16 protein-coding genes are annotated in these 18755 nt (G+C 68.5%); 12 read left to right on the top strand and 4 right to left on the bottom strand.

The annotated features are described in order from the left end of the window. Window positions 1-155: 155 nt before the first annotated feature. The 6 genes from nth (at window position 156) to OHB23_RS03090 (ending at window position 5804) form a co-directional block, all read left to right on the top strand. Window positions 156-842: an endonuclease III gene (gene nth / locus OHB23_RS03115; RefSeq protein WP_081821412.1), complete on the top strand. Its 687-nt coding sequence runs from the start codon at window positions 156-158 to the stop codon at window positions 840-842. Further along, complete coding sequence (locus tag OHB23_RS03110; RefSeq protein ID WP_056443364.1) at window positions 839-1504, top strand: TlpA family protein disulfide reductase; 666 nt, start codon at window positions 839-841, stop codon at window positions 1502-1504. The genes nth and OHB23_RS03110 overlap by 4 nt, the downstream gene beginning before the upstream one ends. Continuing rightward, window positions 1501-2196: an NUDIX hydrolase gene (locus OHB23_RS03105; RefSeq protein ID WP_374107175.1), complete on the top strand. Its 696-nt coding sequence runs from the start codon at window positions 1501-1503 to the stop codon at window positions 2194-2196. The genes OHB23_RS03110 and OHB23_RS03105 overlap by 4 nt, the downstream gene beginning before the upstream one ends. After that, window positions 2193-3383, top strand: a complete 1191-nt coding sequence (locus OHB23_RS03100; protein WP_328810853.1) for a MarP family serine protease — start codon at window positions 2193-2195, stop codon at window positions 3381-3383. Before OHB23_RS03105 ends, OHB23_RS03100 begins: the two co-directional genes overlap by 4 nt. Window positions 3384-3634: 251 nt before the next feature. Then, window positions 3635-4762 (top strand): GGDEF domain-containing protein, encoded by a 1128-nt coding sequence (locus OHB23_RS03095; protein ID WP_155957104.1) that lies wholly within the window; start codon window positions 3635-3637, stop codon window positions 4760-4762. Window positions 4763-4778: 16 nt separating this feature from the next. Further along, window positions 4779-5804: an Rv1355c family protein gene (locus OHB23_RS03090; RefSeq protein ID WP_328810852.1), complete on the top strand. Its 1026-nt coding sequence runs from the start codon at window positions 4779-4781 to the stop codon at window positions 5802-5804. On the opposite strand, the gene OHB23_RS03085 is transcribed toward OHB23_RS03090, so the two are convergent. Together OHB23_RS03085 and OHB23_RS03080 are read right to left on the bottom strand one after the other, a co-directional pair. Beyond that, window positions 5792-6766 carry an alpha/beta fold hydrolase gene (locus OHB23_RS03085; RefSeq protein WP_222638941.1) on the bottom strand — a complete coding sequence of 325 codons (975 nt, stop codon included), beginning with the start codon at window positions 6764-6766 and terminating at the stop codon, window positions 5792-5794. The genes OHB23_RS03090 and OHB23_RS03085 overlap by 13 nt on opposite strands. Window positions 6767-6790: 24 nt before the next feature. Then, complete coding sequence (locus OHB23_RS03080) at window positions 6791-7321, bottom strand: phage holin family protein (RefSeq protein WP_056443376.1); 531 nt, start codon at window positions 7319-7321, stop codon at window positions 6791-6793. Between the two features lie 356 nt (window positions 7322-7677). Between OHB23_RS03080 and OHB23_RS03075 the strand changes: the two genes are divergently transcribed. Beyond that, window positions 7678-8970 carry an MFS transporter gene (locus OHB23_RS03075; RefSeq protein WP_222628740.1) on the top strand — a complete coding sequence of 431 codons (1293 nt, stop codon included), beginning with the start codon at window positions 7678-7680 and terminating at the stop codon, window positions 8968-8970. 67 nt (window positions 8971-9037) lie between these two features. Here the strand turns inward: OHB23_RS03075 and acs are convergent, their stop codons facing one another. Then, window positions 9038-11005 (bottom strand): acetate--CoA ligase, encoded by a 1968-nt coding sequence (gene acs, locus OHB23_RS03070; RefSeq protein ID WP_222633336.1) that lies wholly within the window; start codon window positions 11003-11005, stop codon window positions 9038-9040. Between the two features lie 429 nt (window positions 11006-11434). Here acs and OHB23_RS03065 point away from each other — a divergent pair, with 429 nt between their 5' ends. The 5 genes from OHB23_RS03065 (at window position 11435) to OHB23_RS03045 (ending at window position 17461) form a co-directional block, all read left to right on the top strand. Continuing rightward, window positions 11435-13051 carry a peptide ABC transporter substrate-binding protein gene (locus OHB23_RS03065; protein ID WP_328811577.1) on the top strand — a complete coding sequence of 539 codons (1617 nt, stop codon included), beginning with the start codon at window positions 11435-11437 and terminating at the stop codon, window positions 13049-13051. A gap of 86 nt (window positions 13052-13137) precedes the next feature. After that, a complete protein-coding gene (locus OHB23_RS03060) occupies window positions 13138-14061 on the top strand; it encodes an ABC transporter permease (RefSeq protein WP_027506699.1) in 924 nt (307 codons plus the stop codon). Window positions 14062-14066: 5 nt separating this feature from the next. Continuing rightward, on the top strand, window positions 14067-14993 hold the full coding sequence (locus tag OHB23_RS03055) for an ABC transporter permease (RefSeq protein ID WP_051613564.1): 927 nt from the start codon (window positions 14067-14069) through the stop codon (window positions 14991-14993). 5 nt (window positions 14994-14998) lie between these two features. Beyond that, the gene (locus OHB23_RS03050) at window positions 14999-16687 is read left to right on the top strand and encodes an ABC transporter ATP-binding protein (protein ID WP_442973013.1); all 1689 of its coding nucleotides are present in this window, start codon (window positions 14999-15001) and stop codon (window positions 16685-16687) included. A 21-nt stretch (window positions 16688-16708) separates the two neighbouring features. Further along, the gene (locus OHB23_RS03045) at window positions 16709-17461 is read left to right on the top strand and encodes a hypothetical protein (protein WP_056443385.1); all 753 of its coding nucleotides are present in this window, start codon (window positions 16709-16711) and stop codon (window positions 17459-17461) included. A 376-nt stretch (window positions 17462-17837) separates the two neighbouring features. Here OHB23_RS03045 and OHB23_RS03040 read toward each other — a convergent pair whose 3' ends face one another. Beyond that, the gene (locus OHB23_RS03040; RefSeq protein WP_328810851.1) at window positions 17838-18653 is read right to left on the bottom strand and encodes an HAD-IB family hydrolase; all 816 of its coding nucleotides are present in this window, start codon (window positions 18651-18653) and stop codon (window positions 17838-17840) included. Window positions 18654-18755: the final 102 nt, after the last annotated feature.

Genomic DNA, 18755 nt, shown 5'->3' with positions numbered 1-18755 from the left:
AAAAGAACACGGCGGGGTCACCGGTGCGGACACGACCGGAGCGTGCTGTCGGGGGCGTTCCGTAGAGTCGTGGCGTGCAGAAATCAGCCGCCGGTCCCTCTCACGTGGGCAAACGAGACGAGTCCGCCCTCGCGCTCACGCGCCGGGCACGCCGGATGAATCGCGACCTCGGCGTGGTCTTTCCGCACGTCTACTGCGAGTTGGACTTCACCACCCCGCTCGAGCTCGCGGTGGCCACCATCCTCTCCGCGCAGTGCACCGACAAGAGGGTCAACGAGACCACGCCGGCACTCTTCGCGAAGTACCGGTCGGCGCGCGACTACGCGGAGGCCGACCGGACGGAGCTCGAGGAGTACATCCGGTCCACCGGCTTCTACCGCAACAAGGCCAACTCCCTCATCGGGCTGGGCCGCGAGCTCCTCGAGCGGTACGACGGTGAGGTTCCCGCCTCGCTGAAGGAGCTGGTGACGCTGCCCGGTATCGGGCGCAAGACGGCCAACGTGGTCCTCGGCAATGCGTTCGACATTCCCGGCATCACCGTCGACACCCACTTCGGCCGACTCGTCCGCCGCTGGGCCTGGACCGAGGAGGAGGATCCGGTCAAGGTCGAGCACGCCATCGGTGCGCTGATCCCGCGCAAGGAGTGGACGATCCTGTCCCACCGCGTGATCTTCCACGGCCGCCGCGTGTGCCATTCGCGGACGCCGGCGTGCGGTGTCTGCCTGCTGGCGAAGGACTGCCCGTCGTACGGGCTGGGGCCGACCGACCCCGTCAAGGCCGCGGCATTGGTGAAGGGGCCGGAGACGGACCACATCCTCGCCCTGGCCGGCATCGAGACGTGAGCAGGTCGTCCGCGGCGAGGTGGAGCCTGGCCGCGCTCGTGGTGGTCGTCGCCCTCATCGTCGCCATCTGGCCGCGCGGGGACGATCCGACGGGACCGGCGAGCTTCGCCGACTACCGCGACACTTTCGGCGCGGCGCCCACCGACGACGCGACGGACACGGAGCTGGCCCCCCTGCGCACCGAGGCCGCGCTCGCCGCGTGCCCCGTGCCGGCGGCCGGCGCCCCGGCGCCCGCCGGCCCACTGGCGGGTCTGCGCACCACCTGCCTGGCCGACGGAGCGCCGGTCGATCTCGGTGCGGCCGTCGCCGGCACACCGACTCTGCTCAACCTGTGGGCCTACTGGTGCGGCCCGTGCGCGGAGGAACTGCCGTATCTGCAGCAGTACGCCGAGCGTGCGGGCGGTGCCGTTACCGTGGTGACGGTGCACGAGGATCCCCGCCAGGGCAACGCCCTGACCCGACTGGCCGACTACGGCGTCCGACTACCCGGCGTGCAGGATCCGTCCGCTGCCGTCGCCGCTGCCGTCGGAGCTCCGGCCGTGTTGCCCGTCAGCGTGCTGCTCGCCGCCGACGGATCCGTCGCCGCGGTTCTCCCGCAGCCGTTCCGCTCCGTCGACGAGATCGCGGACGCCGTGCGCACCCACCTCGGAGTCTCGGCGTGACGGATCCCGCGGGCACGCCGCCGTGGCTGTCCCGTCTGGCCGCCGTGCACACCGTGCGCGACGACGCGAGCAACCCGGTGATCGCCCGCCACGCACCGGACGGGGCGACGGGCAGACCGGCCGCGGTGCTGGTGCTCTTCGGCGGGCGGCCCGACGCGGCGGAGTTGCCCACCGACGCCACGGTGCTCCTGACCCAACGCGCGTCCTCGCTGCGGCAACATCGCGGTCAGGTCGCCTTTCCCGGCGGCGCAGCCGATCCCGGCGACGACGGACCCGTCGGCACCGCTCTGCGGGAGGCGCAGGAGGAGACCGGGGTGGACCCGGACGGCGTGGAGCCGCTCACGGTGCTCGACTCCATCTTCGTGCCCCCGTCGGGCTTCGAGGTGACACCGGTGATCGCGTACTGGCGCGTCCCGAGCGAGGTGTCCGTCGTGGACACCGCCGAGACGGAGCGTGTCGTCGCCGTGCCGCTCACCGATCTTCTCGATCCGGTCAACAGATTCGTGGTGCGCCACCCCCTCGGTTATCGGGGCCCGGCGTTCGCAGTGGGAGGAATGCTCGTGTGGGGTTTCACGGCCGGAGTGCTGTCCGGCGTCCTCGAGACGGCGGGCTGGGGTGCCCCCTGGGACACCGAGGACGTCCGGGACCTCGAGACGTCGCTCGCCGCCGTCGGTGAGGAGTTGCACCCGTGACGGGATCGACCTGGCTCGACATCGGTGTGGCACTGGTGGCGTTGCTCGCCGCGTCGTCGGGGTGGCGGCAGGGCGCGGTCGCGTCCGCCTTCGCCTTCTTCGGTGTCGTCCTCGGTGCCGTCGCCGGCATCCTGCTCGCACCGCGCGTCCTCGACCACGTCGAGGAAGGGCGGATGCGCGTGCTCGTCGGCGTCGCCCTCATCGTCGTCATGGTGATCGTCGGCGAGATCGCGGGCATGGTGTTGGGACGAGCGTTGCGCAGCGGGATCCACAGCCCGGCGGCGCGTTCGGTGGACAGCGTCATCGGTGCCGGTCTGCAGGCGGTGGCCGTGCTCGTCGCGGCCTGGTTGCTGGCCGTCCCGCTCACCGCGGCGTCGCAACCGCAGATCGCCGCGGCCGTGCGCGGATCGTCGATCCTCGGCGCCGTGGACGATGTGGCGCCCGAGTGGGTCCGCGAGATCCCCAACGAGTTCTCGGCTCTGCTCGACACGTCGGGTCTCCCCGACGTCATCGGCCCCTTCGGCCGCACTCCCGTGGCCGAGGTCGGTCCGCCGGATCCCAGCGTGCTGGCGTCGCCGATCGCGGCGGACCTCCAGGACAGCGTGCTGCGGATCCGCGGTATCGCCGAGAGCTGCCAGAAGGCGCTCGAGGGCTCCGGTTTCGTCATCGGGCCGGGCCGTGTCATCACCAACGCGCACGTCGTCGCCGGCACCTCGTCGGTGGCCGTCGACACCGTGGACGGCCCGCTCGACGCGGAGGTCGTCCTGTTCGATCCCGCCGTCGACATCGCGGTGCTGAACGTGCCGAATCTGACCGCCGACGTCCTGCCGTTCGCGACGGGGCGCGCGGAATCGGGAACCGACGCGGTGGTGCTCGGGTATCCCGGCGGTGGCCCGTACACGGCATCGTCCGCGCGGGTGCGCGAGACACTGAACCTCACCGGGCCGAACATCTACCGCACCGGGACGGTGGACCGGGAGGTCTACACAGTGCGCGGATCGATCCGTCAGGGCAATTCCGGCGGACCGTTGGTGGCCACCGACGGCACGGTTCTCGGCGTCGTCTTCGGCGCCGCCGTCGACAACTCCGATACCGGATTCGTGCTGACCGCAGCAGAAGTCGCCGACGAGGTGGCAACGGGGCTGCAGAACGGGCAACCTGCCGGTACGGGATCCTGCGTCGGGTGAGGATGCATCGGCTGTCACGCCGAGGAGCGCCCGCACCGCGTACCGTGATCACGAAGGTGGCGAGGAGACGACGTACTCCGCGTCCCCGGCTCGACGGGGGGAGCATCGATGGGGGTACGTCGACGCCGTGACGTGGCGATCACGACACGGGTTGTTCGAGGGGCGCGCGACGTGTGTCCGATTGGTCCGACGGTTCCCGGGGAATCATCCGACGGTCTGCGGCGCGCGGACACGGGATGTGACGGGTGACGGTGACGACGGGAGACGAGGCGAGGATGGGCCGCCGCGGCGGTCGGCAGCTGACGGCGGCCGGCAACTACTTCGACACGCGGTCGAAGGCGGTCATGGCAAGTGCCTCGGGGGCGCTGCCCCTGCTCGTCATCGCGATTCTCCAGCCCACGTTCCTACGGCCGGGCACGCTGCCGCTCCTGGCCGTCATCGTCGCGTTCACCGTGGTCACCGTGGGCATCACCCTGCGTGCCGGTCGTCTGTCCGACCGGCAGTTCACGGTGCTGGGGTCGGGTGGCATGGTCGGCGTCGCCATCTCCGCCTATCTGATCGCCGATCCGTCGGGGTCCCGCGCGGTCACGGCGATGCTGGCGGTCGTGCCCGCCATCGCGGCGTCCGGATCGCCGCCCAAGGTCACGATCTCGCTCACCGGCGCCGCGGTGATCATGGCGACGGCACTGAGCATCAACGGCTCCGAGGGCGCGGTGCGGTTCGTCGCGGCCGGCGCCGCGGTCACCACCGTGGTGGTGCCGGCGGTGTTGATCGCCACCATGCGCAGCTCGCTCGAATCGGTGACAGCCCGCCTCGAGACCCTGGCGAACACCGATCCGCTCACCGGCCTGCTCAACCGCCGCGGCATGTTGCCGCGGGTGAGCGCCATGCTCGCGGAGGCATCGGAGAAGTCCGACGCCATCGTCGTCTCGCTCGTCGACGTCGATCACTTCAAGTCCGTCAACGACACTCGCGGTCACGCGGCCGGTGACGTCGTGCTCACCACGGTCGCCGAGGCGATCGCCGCCTACGTTCCCGAGGACGCGGTGGTCGCCCGGCTGGGCGGGGAGGAGTTCCTGGTGCTCGGCCTCAGCAAGTCCGTCGCGGGGCTCGAGGAGAAGGTGCTCGAGAGCGTCCGCTCCGCGTGCGACGTCACCGTCAGCATCGGAGTGGCGCAGGCGAACGTGGTGTTCGACGAGAGAGGCGGCAACGACGTCGAGGCCACCCTCGACCGACTGACCTACGCGGCCGACCGCGCACTGTACGCGGCGAAGACGGCGGGCCGCGATCGAGTGGCATTCGCGATGGAGGACGTCGTCCGGTGGTCACCGACCCTGACGCCGGTGCAGCGCCGCGACAAGACGGAACCCCTCCCGTGAGGGCAGAGGAGTGAGCATGCGCGAGCATCGCGTCCTGGACCCGACCGACCTCGGCGATCACGAGGTTCTCGATCGACTGATGTCCGAGATCGGGGACGACGCGATCCTGGACACCACCGCCGAGCAGCTCCAGTCGCTCGACGCACTGCTGCCCACTCCGTCGTCCGAGCTGCTGGACGAGCCGACCCGGTGGGTGCACTACCCCTGGCGTCGCTCGCTCGTGCGGGTGCTCGGTCCGCGCGGGTTCCGGTTGCTGCGCCTGGACCGGAACCGCAACAAGATCACCGTGGACGAGCAGAATGCAGCGCGGCGCCTGCGCGTCGGCGTCGTGGGTCTGAGCGTCGGCCACGCGGTGGCGCACACCCTCGCTCTCGAAGGGCTGTGCGGCGAGCTCCGGTTGGCCGACTTCGACGATCTGGACCTGTCGAACCTCAACCGTGTGCCCGCGTCGGTGTTCGACCTCGGCGTCAACAAGGCGGTGCTGGCGGCTCGCCGCATCGCCGAACTGGATCCGTACCTCGAGGTGACGACGTTCCCGACCGGGATCGACGAGGCGACCACGGACGCCTTTCTCGCCGACCTCGACATCGTCGTCGAGGAGTGCGACTCGATCGACGCGAAGGTGTTGGTGCGGCAGGAGTGCCGTCGCCGCGGGATTCCCGTGATCATGGAGACCAGCGACGGGGGCGTGCTCGACATCGAGCGCTACGACCTCGAGCCCGACCGACCGTACTTCCACGGTTTGCTCGGCGACGTCGACGCCGCGGCGGTCGCGGGGATGACGCCGCGGGAGAAGGCGCCACTGGCGGGGCGCATCCTCGAGATGGAGCGCATCACGCCGCGCATGGCGGCATCGTTGCCGGACATCGGTACGACGTTGTCGACGTGGCCGCAGTTGGGGAGTGACGTGGCGCTGGGCGGCGCGTCGGTGGCCGCTGTGGTGCGGTTGTTCGGGCGCGGGACACCGCCTCCGTCGGGACGCGTCCGTGTCGGTCTCGAGGCGATCATCGAGAGCACCCTCGTCGACCCCTACAGGGGCTGACCGCTCGCTCGAAGATGGCGCAGGAGAACGTCGGTGACCTCGTCCGGGCGTTCCTGGTGCACGTAGTGCCCCGATCCCGTCACGCGATGCTCCACGAGCTGCGGTGCCCAGTGGGAGTCGCGGCGCGCCGTTGTCGGCAGGACGTACGGGTCGGCAGATCCCAGGATCTGCAGCGCCGGTAGATCGACGGTCCGGTCGATCGCGGCGCGGAAGCGGCGACCGTCGGAACGGAACTGGCTGCGGAACGCCCAGCGCTGATACTCCAACGTGCTGTGTGCGACACCGGGGATGCGGACGGCCGACCGCATCCTCGACACGACGTCGCCGAACTCCGTGGACGACTGCCACTGCGCGGACGACCGGGCACGGACGAGTCGCTCCACCTCGGCACCGTCGTCGGCGACGAGCGTCTTTTCGGGTGCGAGCGGAACCTGGTAGCGCAGGAACGACGGCAGCAGCGCCGCGCGTTGCGCCGAGTCCCGGATCGCGGCCCGTCGCAACGAGATCGGATGCGGTGAGGCGAGCAGCGAGATCGAGCGAACAGCGCGAGGGTGCAGCGCTGCGGTCGCCCAGCACACGAGTCCGCCGTCGGCGTGCCCGACGAGATCCGCCTCGGAGTGTCCGAGCGCGCGAACGAGGCCGGAGATGTCACCGGCGAGGGTCCAGCCGTCGTAGCCGCGAGGCGGCTTGTCGCTGTCGCCGTAGCCCCGCAGATCCACTGCCACGGCGTGATAGCCGGCGGCGCCGAGAGCGGTCAGCTGGTGGCGCCACGACCACCAGAGGTCGGCGAAGCCGTGGACGAGGACGACCAGCGGCGCCGGCCGACTCGGATCAGGGCGTCCCGGGTCGGCGGACGCCGAGGTGTCCGCCTCGGCGATGTGGAACCGGATGCCGTTGGCGCGGATGTCGCGGTGCTGCCACGGGCCGGGATATCGGACGGTCGACGGGTCGGGTGCGGCCACTGTCGTCGGTACGCGGGCGCGGTGTCAGCGCGAGAGCGGGGCGCGCACGTCGAGCGCGTCCAGCTGCTTCTTCGGCGATGCGCCGTCGCCCTGGCCCGGCAGCACCGAGGAGGCCGCCTTCAGCGAGTCGATGGTCTTCTCGGGCTTGCGCAGCTTCTTCACCCGGAGGTAGCCGAGGAACGCGAGCAGCGCCGTGATGACCACCATGATCAGGAAGACGATGAGGAACGCGAGCCACCGCGTGACCCACACGTTGAGCAGCTCGGCGAGGAAGAAGAAGAAGAAGAACGAGCTGAAGATCAGGACCGCGAGCGCGAGGATGAAGAGGACGCTGCCCTGCAGGCCCTTCTTGATCTCGCCGGTCACCTCGGCCTTGGCCAGTTCGACCTCGGCGCGGACCAACGTGGAGACCTGTGTCGTCGCGTCCTTGACCAGGGTGCCGATGCTGGCCGTGGCGGGGTTGCTGCGACTGTCGACGTCCGTCAGCGGGATCGAGGAGATACTGGCCGGAGCGGTCGTCCGACCGCTCGTGTCGGTGCCTCGGCTGCTGCTCACGTGCAAGTCCCTTCGAAGATGTTCGTCGCGCTCGACAGTGATCGTCCGGCGATACCGGCCAACCCTATGTCCTTACCCGTTCGGGGCTCACACTATCGCCGCCGGACGGGGCCGGTCCCGCCGGACGTCGGTCCCCGCGTGGTGAGCACTCACGAACCGAGTGGCCGGTATCGGCCCTCACGTCACGATGCGTCGGGTAACTTCCTGCTGACGAACCCGCCTCCCAACAGGAGAAACCCGTGACAAGCACTTCCGCGGACCGCGTTCCGAACCCCGACGGTTCGAACATCGCCGGTCCGGACTCCGATCTCGATGCAGTGGACGGCGTACCTCGCAGTCGCATCGTGATCGCCTCGATGGTCGGAACCTCCATCGAGTTCTTCGACTTCTACATCTATGCCACCGCCGCCGTCCTCGTCTTCCCCCGGCTGTTCTTCCCCGCGGGCAACGACACGACGGCCCTGCTCGCGTCGTTCGCGACGTTCGGCCTCGCCTTCGTCGCGCGGCCCATCGGTTCGGTGCTGTTCGGACACTTCGGTGACCGCATCGGCCGGAAGGCGACCCTGGTGGGGTCCCTGCTCACCATGGGCGTCGCGACCTTCCTCATCGGACTGCTGCCGACGTACGACAGCGTGGGCATCATCGCCCCGATGTTGTTGGCGCTCATGCGTTTCACGCAGGGTGTCGGCCTGGGCGGCGAGTGGTCGGGCGCTGCACTGCTCGCCACCGAGACCGCGAAGGAGGGCAAGCGGGCCTGGGCCGCGATGTGGCCGCAGCTCGGTGCCCCTATCGGCTTCCTGATGGCCAACGGGATCTTCCTCATCCTGACGTTGTCGATGGACTACGACTCCAAGACGTCCGGATCGGACCACGCCTTCCTCACGTGGGGATGGCGTGTGCCCTTCCTGCTGAGCGCGATCATGGTGATCATCGGCCTCTACGTGCGACTCAAGCTCGAGGAGACACCGGTGTTCAAGCGCGCCGTGGCCAACGGCCAGCGCGTCAAGACGCCGGTGGCGGAGGTCTTCAAGACCAGTTGGCGTCCGCTGATCCTCGGCACGTTCGTCATGCTCGCGACGTACACGCTGTTCTACGTCATGACGACGTGGGTGGTCAGCTACGGCACCGGCAAGGTGGTCGATCACAGCGGTGTCGCCGTGACCATCGCCTACACGGACTTCCTGGGCCTGCAGCTCATCTCGGTGTTGTTCTTCGCCGCGTTCGTCCCGGTCTCCGGCTGGCTCGCGGATCGGTTCGGCCGCCGCATCACACTGATCGTCATCACGACCGCGATCATCCTGTTCGGCCTGTCGTTCAAGTGGTTCGCTGCTCCCGAGTCCGCCACCGAGAGTCGCATGTTGCTGTTCATGTGCGTCGGCCTGGCGCTGATGGGTCTGACCTTCGGACCGATGAGTGCTGTTCTGCCGGAGCTGTTCCCGACCAACGTGCGCTACACCGGATCGGGTATCTCCTACAACACGGCCAGCATCCTGGGAGCGGCCGTGGCGCCGTTCATCGCGACCTGGCTGGTGAACTCCTACGGTGTCGCGTGGGTGGGCGTGTACCTGGCCGTCGCCGCGGCACTGACGCTGTTCGCACTCGTCGTCATGAAGGAGACGCGCGGACGCGATCTCGACACCGTGTCCTGACGGACTGCCGACAGCAGAGAGGGGCTCGTGCACTCGGTGCACGAGCCCCTCTCTGCGTGACGCGTGGTTACTTCTGGCCGGCCTTGGCGATCGCGTCGAAGACCGCCGGATCGACGAGGGTCGAGGTGTCGCCCAGATCCCGGCCCTCGGCGACGTCGCGGAGCAGGCGGCGCATGATCTTTCCGCTGCGCGTCTTGGGGAGCTCCGGGACCACCGTGATCTGTCGCGGCTTGGCGATCGGCGAGATCTCCTTCGACACCTGAGCCTTCAGCTCGGTGATCAGCGCGTCGCCGGTGTTCTCGATGCCCTCGCGCAGGATGACGAAGGCGACGATGCCCTGGCCGGTGGTCTCGTCCGCCGCGCCCACGACGGCTGCCTCGGCGACACCGGGGTGGGTCACCAGAGCCGACTCCACCTCGGAGGTGGAGATGCGGTGACCGGAGACGTTCATGACGTCGTCGACGCGTCCGAGGACCCAGAGGTCGCCGTCGTCGTCGAAGCGCGCACCGTCACCGGCGAAGTACCAACCCTCGGTGGCGTAGCGGGACCAGTAGGTGTCCTTGTAGCGCTCCATGTCGCCCCAGATGCCACGCAGCATCGACGGCCACGGCTCGTCGAGTACGAGGTACCCGTTGCCACCGGGCCCGAGCATCTTCGCGTCGTCGTCCACGATGGCGGCCGAGATGCCGGGGAGCGGTGTCTGGGCCGATCCCGGCTTGGTGGCGGTGACGCCGGGCAGCGGCGAGACCATGATCGCGCCGGTCTCGGTCTGCCACCAGGTGTCGACGATCGGAGCGCTGCCGGCGCCGATGACGTCGCGGAACCAGCGCCACGCCTCGGGGTTGATGGGTTCGCCGACGCTGCCGAGCAGGCGGATCGAGGAGAGGTCGTGTGCGTCGGGGATCTGTCGTCCCCACTTCATGAACGTGCGCACGAGCGTGGGCGCCGTGTAGTAGATGGTGACGCCGTACTTCTCGACGATGTTCCAGTGCCGGTGCTCGTCGGGAGAGTTGGGCGTGCCTTCGTAGACCACCTGCGTGGCGCCGTTGGCCAGCGGGCCGTAGACGATGTAGCTGTGCCCGGTGACCCAGCCGATGTCGGCCGTGCACCAGTAGACGTCCTTGCCCTGCTTGTGGTCGAAGACGTAGTGGTGCGTGTAGGCGGTCTGCGTCAGGTAGCCGCCGGAGGTGTGGATGATGCCCTTCGGCTTACCGGTGGTTCCCGAGGTGTAGAGGATGAAGAGCGGGTGCTCGGAGTCGAACGCCTGCGCCTCGTGCTCGGGGGAGGCGGACCCGACGGTGTCGTGCCACCAGAGGTCGCGGCCCTCGGTCCACTGCACGTCGATGTCGGTGCGCTTGACCACCAGGACGTGCTCGATCGACGCGGCGCCGTCCACGGCCTCGTCGACCGAGTCCTTGAGCGGCGCGGCCTTGCCGCGGCGCCACTGGCCGTCGGTGGTGACGACGAGCTTGGCCTCGGCGTCGTCGATGCGCGAGCGCAGTGCGGAGGACGAGAAGCCTGCGAAGACGACGCTGTGGGTCAGTCCGAGGCGGGCGCACGCGAGCATCGAGACGATGGCCTCGGGGACCATGGGCATGTAGATGGCGACGCGGTCACCCGAGACGAGCCCGAGATCGGTGAAGGCGTTCGCGGCGCGGCTGACCTCGGCGAGGAGGTCGGAGTAGGTGATCTCGCGGCTGTCCCCGGGCTCGCCCTCCCAGTGGATCGCCACCTGGTCGCCGCGGCCCTCGACCACGTGCCGGTCAACGCAGTTGTAGGCGACGTTCAGTTCACCGCCGACGAACCACTTCGCGACGGGGGCGTCCGACCAGTCGAGCACCTGCTCGAACGGCGTGTGCCAGTGCAACCGGTTCGCCTGCTCGGCCCAGAACGCGAGGCGATCGTCCTTCGCCGCCTGGTAGAGCTCGGATCCGGCGTTGGCCTGCGCGACGAAGTCGTCACTCGGGGGATAGGACACCGGGTGCTCCGATTCCGTGTCCCTGGTCGCGCCGTCGTCGGTCACGGTCTCGGTCATCGTGGTACCTGGCCCCTCTCGGAAAAGCTGGTGTGTCGGTTCGGTGTGTCGCGACTGTGAGGGTAGTCACGTGTGACCGGCGCCGCACCGTTGCAGAGGGCTGCGACCCGGGACGTGCGGCGAGAGGTGCGTTCTGCGCGACGGGCGGTGTGCAGCAGCGATGGATGGTGACGAGACACCAAAATCGCCTCTCATCAGGCTGTCTGACCGGTGAGGTCCAGTCCTGTCAGGTTACGTCCGTATTTCGGGGCGGACCCGGGTCGTTCCGATTTCGGGGGAGTGCACGACAGACCTTTGTGAGTGTGTCTAAAGTCAAGCAAATATCCGGGTCACGCCGGTCATCGCCCGTGGCCCACCCGACACCCGCGGACCACCCGCGGACGGTGCGTGCAGTCGACCCTGTTCGTGCCGGATTCGATGGAGGACATGTTGAGAGTCAAGAAGACGATCGCGGTGGTCTCGGTGGCCATCGCCGCCGTGGGCATGCTCGCGGCGTGTGGTGGCGGGGGTGGGTCCTCGAGCGCCGAGGGCACCTACAGCCTGTACATCGGCCAGCCCGAGAACCCGCTCGTTCCCGGTAACACCACCGAGAGTGAGGGCAACCAGGTCCTCAAGGCCCTGTTCACGCCGTTGGTGAACTACAACGACGAGAGCAGCGAGGTCGAGTACACCGGCGTCGCCGAGTCGGTCGAGTCCGACGACCAGCAGAACTGGACGATCAAGCTCAAGCCGGACTGGACGTTCCACGACGGCACGCCCGTCGACGCGAAGTCCTACGTCGATGCGTGGAACTACACCGCGCTGAGTACCAACGCCTTCGGTGCCTCGTACTTCTTCGAGAACGTCCAGGGCTACGACGATCTGCAGGCCGCCGAGGGCGCTGAGCCCACCGCGACCACGATGACCGGCCTCGAGGCCGTGGACGACACCACGATTCGCGTGGCTCTGAAGGAGCCCTTCGCGATCTACCCGGTGACCCTGGGCTACAGCGCGTTCTCGCCGCTGCCCGAGGCGTTCTTCACCGATCCCGACGCCTTCGGACGTCGCCCGATCGGTAATGGCCCGTTCAAGGCCGACGAGGACTTCGTCGAGGGCCAGGGCATCACCCTGACCAAGTACGCCGACTACAAGGGTGAGAACCCGGCACAGTCGCAGGGCGTGCAGTTCAAGGTCTACACGGAGCTGAGCACCGGCTACACCGACGTTCAGGCCGGCGGCCTCGACGTCATGCTGGATCTGCCGCCGGACGCCTGGGCGACCGCACGTGACCAGTTCGGTGACCGGTACGGCGAGCGCGCTCGCCCCGACATCACCTCGCTCGCGTTCCCGACCTACGACCCGCGTTTCTCGGATCCCCGTGTGCGTGAGGCGTTCTCGATGGCGATCGACCGTCAGGCCATCACCGAGGCCATCTTCACCAACACCCGCACGCCGGCCACCTCCTTTGGTTCGCCCGTCGTCGACGGCTACCGGGACGATGCCTGCGGCACCAAGTGCGAGCTGAACGCCGCTCAGGCCAACACGCTGCTCGACCAGGCCGGCTTCGACCGGTCGCAGCCGGTGGAGCTGTGGTTCAACGCCGGTGCGGCACACGACACCTGGATGACCGCCGTGGGCAACCAGCTGCGCACCAACCTCGGAGTCGACTACGTGCTCCGTGGCGATCTGCAGTTCGCGCAGTACCTCCCGCTGCAGGACGCGCAGGGCATGACCGGTCCGTTCCGTTCGGGCTGGATCATGGACTACCCGTCGCTGTACAACTTCCTGTCGCCGGTCTACAGCTCGGCAGCACTGCCGCCGGCGGGCTCGAACGTCAGCTTCTACTCCAACCCGGAGTTCGACGCCGCCCTCTCGCAGGGCAACAACGCGGAGTCGATCGACGCCGCGACGACCGAGTACCAGCGGGCCGAGGACATCCTGTTCCGCGACCTGCCGGCCACTCCGCTCTTCTACGGTCTGAACCAGGCCGTGTGGAGCGAGCGGGTCGACAACGTCAAGATCGACCTGTTCGGTGACATCGAGGTCGCGGACGTCACGGTCAGCTGACCTCTCTCTCGACTCGGTGGGGCGCCGTGCAGACGCAGGGCGCCCCACCGACGCGTGAACCGTGAGACCCCGAAGAGGAGAACCCAGTGGGTCGCTTCATCACGCGCCGATTGCTGTTGACCATCCCGGTCCTGATCGGCGCCTCGTTCCTGATCTTCGCGATGGTGTACGCCCTTCCCGGCGATCCCATCCGCGCGCTCGCGGGCGATCGCCCGCTCGCCCCGGCCGTCGTCGCGCAGTTGCGTGCGCAGTACAACCTCGACGACCCGTTCCTGGTGCAGTACGTCAAGTACGTCGGCGGGCTCCTGCAGGGTGACTTCGGTACCGACTTCGCCGGGCGCCCGGTGCTCGACACCATCTCCCAGCGTCTTCCGGTGACGGTGCGGCTGACCATCGTGGCCATCGTCTTCGAGGCCGTCATCGGCATCGCGGCCGGTGTACTCTCCGGTCTGCGCCGCAACTCCTTCTTCGACAACCTCGTGCTGGTGTCGACGACGCTGCTGGTGTCGGTTCCCGTGTTCGTCTTCGGCTTCGTCGCCCAGTACCTCTTCGGCTACAAGTTCGACCTGTTCCCCATCGCGGGTATCAACGACGGGTGGTACAGCTACCTGCTGCCTGGCCTGGTCCTGGCGTCGCTGTCCATGGCGTACGTCGCGCGTCTCACGCGGTCCGCGGTGTCGGAGGCCATGGCGGCGGACTACATCCGCACCGCCCGCGCCAAGGGCGTGGGGTACCGGCGCATCGTCCTGCGTCACGCACTGCGCAACAGCATGATTCCCGTCGTGACGTTCATCGGCGCGGACATCGGTGCGTTGCTGGGCGGCGCCATCGTCACCGAGTCGGTGTTCAACCTGCCGGGCCTCGGACGCGCGATCTTCGACGCCGTGCAGCGTCAGGAAGGCGCGGTGGTCGTCGGCATCGTCACGCTGATGGTCTTCTTCTACATCTTCTTCAACCTCGTCGTGGACGTGCTCTACGCGCTCCTCGATCCCCGAATTCGATACGAGTAGGCGCTATGACCAACGATGCACAGCATGTCGCCGCCGAGGGCGAGCCGGGCAACGTCGTGACCGGTGAGGCACAGGAGCTGGTCGGCCAGGCGAGCCTGTGGGGTAACGCGTGGAAGAAGCTGCGGCGCAGCGTTTTCTTCTGGTTCGGTGCCGTCATCACCGCGGTGCTCGTCCTGATGGCCGTGGTGCCCCAGCTGTTCGCTCGCGGGATCGATCCGCGCGCCTGCGACCTGTCGGACACCCGGCTCTCGCCGAGCTCCGAGCACTGGTTCGGAACGGACCTGCAGGGATGCGACTACTACGCCAACGTCATCTACGGCGCCCGCATCTCGCTGACCATCGGACTGCTCGCCGTCATCGGCGTGCTGATCATCGGCGTCCTGATCGGCGCGCTCGCCGGGTACTTCGGCGGCGTTCTCGACAGCCTGCTCGCCCGCTTCACCGACATCTTCTTCGGCATCCCGCTCCTGCTCGGCGCGTTGGTCCTGCTCACCGTCACCAGTGAGCGGACCGTCACCACGGTGGCGCTGGCCCTCATCGCCTTCGGGTGGATGACGGCCATGCGACTGGTCCGCTCGTCGGTCATCTCGATCAAGCAGAGCGAGTACGTGCAGGCCGCACAGGCACTGGGCGCGAGCACGTTCCGCATCCTGGTCCGCCACATCCTGCCCAACGCCCTCGCACCCGTGCTCGTGTACGCGACCATCGCCGTCGGTACGTTCATCGCGGCCGAGGCCACGCTGTCCTACCTGGGTATCGGGCTGCAGTTGCCGGCGATCTCGTGGGGCCTGCAGATCAACCTCGGCCAGAACTACATCTCCACCTCGCCGCACCTGGTGCTCTTCCCCGCCGGGTTCCTGTCGGTGACCGTGCTGGCCTTCATCCTCATGGGCGATGCGCTGCGAGATGCGCTCGACCCGAAACGGAGCTGACGGACATGAGTGACGACAAGACCGGCCCGATTCTCGGAGTCTCGGATCTGACGATCGACTTCGAAGTCGACAAGACCTGGCGCACCGCCGTGCGCGACGTCTCGTTCGACCTCGCTCGCGGCGAGATCCTCGCCATCGTCGGCGAATCGGGCTCGGGTAAGTCCACCACCGCCATGGCGGTGCCCGGCCTGCTGGCCGACAACGCCCGCGTGAGCGGCAGCATCACGCTCAACGGTCGCGAACTGATCGGCCTGAAGGAACGTGAGCTGAACTCGGTGCGCGGCAAGGACATCGCCGTGATCTTCCAGGAGCCGATGACGGCTCTGAACCCCGTCTACACCATCGGGTGGCAGATCACCGAGGCCATCCGCGCGCACAGCGAGCTCGGTAAGGCGCAGGCCAAGGACCGTGTCATCGAGCTGCTGCGGCTCGTCGAGATGCCGGAGCCGGAGAAGCGCGTCAAGTACTACCCCCACCAGTTGTCCGGTGGCCAGCGCCAGCGCGCGATGATCGCCCAGGCGTTGGCATCCGAGCCGTCCGTGCTCATCGCGGACGAGCCGACCACGGCACTCGACGTGACCGTGCAGGCCGAGATCCTGCAGCTCATGCGCGACCTCCGCGGTCGGGTCGACGCGGCGATCCTGCTCATCACCCACGACATGGGCGTGGTCGCCGACATGGCCGACCGCATCCTCGTCATGCGCGGTGGCGACATCGTCGAGCAGGGCACCTCCGGCGACATCTTCCATCGTCCCGATCACGCCTACACCCGCGAACTCCTGGCCTCCGTGCCCCACCTCGGTTCCCGGACCGGACAGGCGGGCACCGACGACACCCCCGACGTGCGGTACGCGCTCGAACTCGTCGACGCCGTCATCGAGTACCCGGGTTCGCGTCGCTCCGGTGGCTTCCGCGCGGTCGACGGTGTCAGCCTCACCATCGAGCCGGGCGAGGTGGTCGGTCTGGTCGGTGAGTCCGGATCGGGCAAGTCGACCATCGGCAAGGCAGCCGTCGGCCTGCTCAAGCTGCATTCGGGGTCGTTGTCCATCGCCGGAACGGACATCACGTCGATGTCGACCCGCGACCTGCGTCCGGTGCGCAGCAAGGTCGGCATCGTGTTCCAGGATCCGGGTTCGTCGCTGAACCCGCGGTGGCCCATCGGCCAGTCGATCGGCGAGCCGATGTTGCTGCACACCGAGATGGACCGTGGTCAGCGCAACACCAAGATCGAGGAGTTGCTCGATCAGGTGCACCTGTCGCGGGACATGCGCAACCGCTACCCGCATCAGCTGTCAGGTGGTCAGCGCCAGCGTGTCGGCATCGCCCGCGCCCTGGCTCTTGAACCCACCCTCCTCGTCGCCGACGAGCCGACGTCCGCGCTCGACGTGTCCGTACAGGCCAAGGTGCTCGAGCTCTTCCAGGAGCTGCAGCGGGAGTACGGCTTCGCATGCCTGTTCATCAGCCACGACCTCGCCGTGGTCGAGGTGCTGGCTCGCCGCATCGCCGTCATGAGTGCGGGCAAGCTGGTGGAGTTCGATCGGACCGACACCATCCTGCGCTCGCCGGCCGACCCGTACACGAAGCGGCTGCTCGCCGCGGTGCCCGTTCCGGACCCGGAGCAGCAGGCCGTCCGGCGCCGCGAGCGTGCCGAGTTGATGGCTGCCGAGCGGAACGCCGGATCCGCCGCGACGTAGGACCACCGATAGCCTGACCGGATGACCAGCTCAGCCACAGATCCCCTCGGCCCGATCCTGGAGCTCGAGGGGGTGCGCGACGCCGCCGAGCGGGCGCGGAACGCGTTGGGCGAGGTGCACCGGCACAAGGCCAACCGGCGCGGATGGAAGGCGACGGCAGCCGAGGCGGCGGTCCGGGCCGCGCGGGCCTCCGCCGCGATGGAGGGTTCCTCCACGGCGATGCCCGAGGACGGTGAGGCCGCTCCGCCCCTGCTCGCCGGCGCGCTGCGGGTGGCCCAGGCTCTCGACGGCGACTCCCTGCCGATCATGGTGGGCGTCTGGCAGCGGGCGCCGCTGCAGGCACTCGCGCGGCTGCACCTCCTGGCCGCCGCGGACCTGGCGACGACACAGGACGATCTCGGACGACCCCGTGCGGACGCAGCCGACCGCCTGGCGTTCCTGGCGGATCTCGTGACCGGCGCCACGAAGGCGCCCGCCCCGGTGCTGGCCGCCGTGGTGCACGGAGAACTGTTGGCGCTGAAGCCGTTCGGCACGGCCGACGGCATCGTGGCCCGGGCGGCCTCGCGGCTGGTGGCCGTGTCCACGGGCTTCGACCCCCACAATCTCGGTGTCCCGGAGATCAGTTGGGCGAAGCGGCTCGCCGCGTACCGCACCGGCGCCGACGGTTTCGCCCGCGGCACCGAGCAGGGCGTGGGGAGCTGGGTGCTGTTGTGCTGCGGCACCTTCGAGGCCGGAGCAGCCGAGGCGACCACCATCGCGGACAACTCTGTCTGACGCATGAAACGGGCGACGCTGCCGAGTTCTCACCTCGACGACGTCGCCCGTCAGCACGAACGTCGGTTACCAGGCGTGCAGAGTGGGTTGCGGCGGAGCGGACTCCGCGAGGCCTCGGCGAGAAATCGTGCGCCCGGGACTCGTGTCCGCAACCAGTGCGAAGTTCTCATCCCTGATGCGCGACTTTCGCAGGCCCACAACGCTTGTGCCATCATAGCGGCGCGCTACGCGTGGGTACTGATCGGTCGTGCTGGGGAAAGCCCGGCTGGGAGAGCGATCCTTCTCTTCCGGCCCGCTCTTGGCCTTCCGTCTTCCCGTACGACCATTTGTACTCTGTGACTCGCGCCACAGCAAGGGTTTCGCGAACCCGATCGATTCAGCGTCGCCGACGCAGCAGCGTGTACGTCGCGGCGCCCGCGGCCAGGGCGCCGAACGAGACGGCGGCCATGCCGGCCACCGTGCCCGACGACGGGGCCTGGAACCGGGCGCGCAGCGAGACCGGGTCGGAGAACGTGAGGATCGGCCATCCCCTGGCCGACGCCTCGCGGCGCAGGCCTCGATCCGGGTTCACCGCGGTGGGATGTCCGACCGCGTCGAGCATCGGCAGATCGGTGATCGAGTCCGAGTAGGCGTAGGACCGAGACAGGTCGTATCCCTCGCGCTCGGCCAACTCCTCCATGGCGGTGACCTTGCCGGGCCCGTAGCAGTAGAACGAGAGCTCGCCCGTGTACTTGCCGTCCTCGACGGCCATCTGGGTACCCATGTCGTGGTCCACGCCCAGAGCCTCCGCGATGGGCGCCACGACCTCCTCGCCGGAGGCCGAGACGATGACGACGTCGTGGCCGCGCAGCTTGTGGTCGGCGATGAGGTCGGCAGCCTCGGCGAAGACCAGCGGATCGACGATGTCGTGCAACGTTTCGGCGACGATGGCTCGGACCTGCTCGACGTCCCAGCCGGTACACATGTTGGCGATGTGGATGCGCATCCGTTCCATCTGGTCGTGATCCGCGCCCGACACCAGGAACAGGAACTGCGCGTAGCTGCTCTTGAGCACGCTCCGGCGGTTGATGAGACCCCCGTCGAAGAAGGGCTTGCTGAAGGCCAGCGTCGAGGACTTGGCGATGATCGTCTTGTCCAGATCGAAGAACGCGGCGACGCGGCCGGGGGCGTCCGGGCGGAGGGGTGTGCTCACCCCGTCAGCCTAAGGGTGCCCGGAGGTGGATCGCGGGTCACGGTGTCTCCACCTGCTTCGACGGCGCGACGGACCGACGGTCGTCCGTGTCGGTGCGGGTGG

This window comes from Rhodococcus sp. NBC_00294, from assembly GCF_036163995.1.
Classification (GTDB): Bacteria; Actinomycetota; Actinomycetes; order Mycobacteriales; family Mycobacteriaceae; genus Rhodococcoides.
Note: the sequence above shows the minus strand (reverse complement) of the source record. Positions and strands in the feature narration are given on the sequence as shown.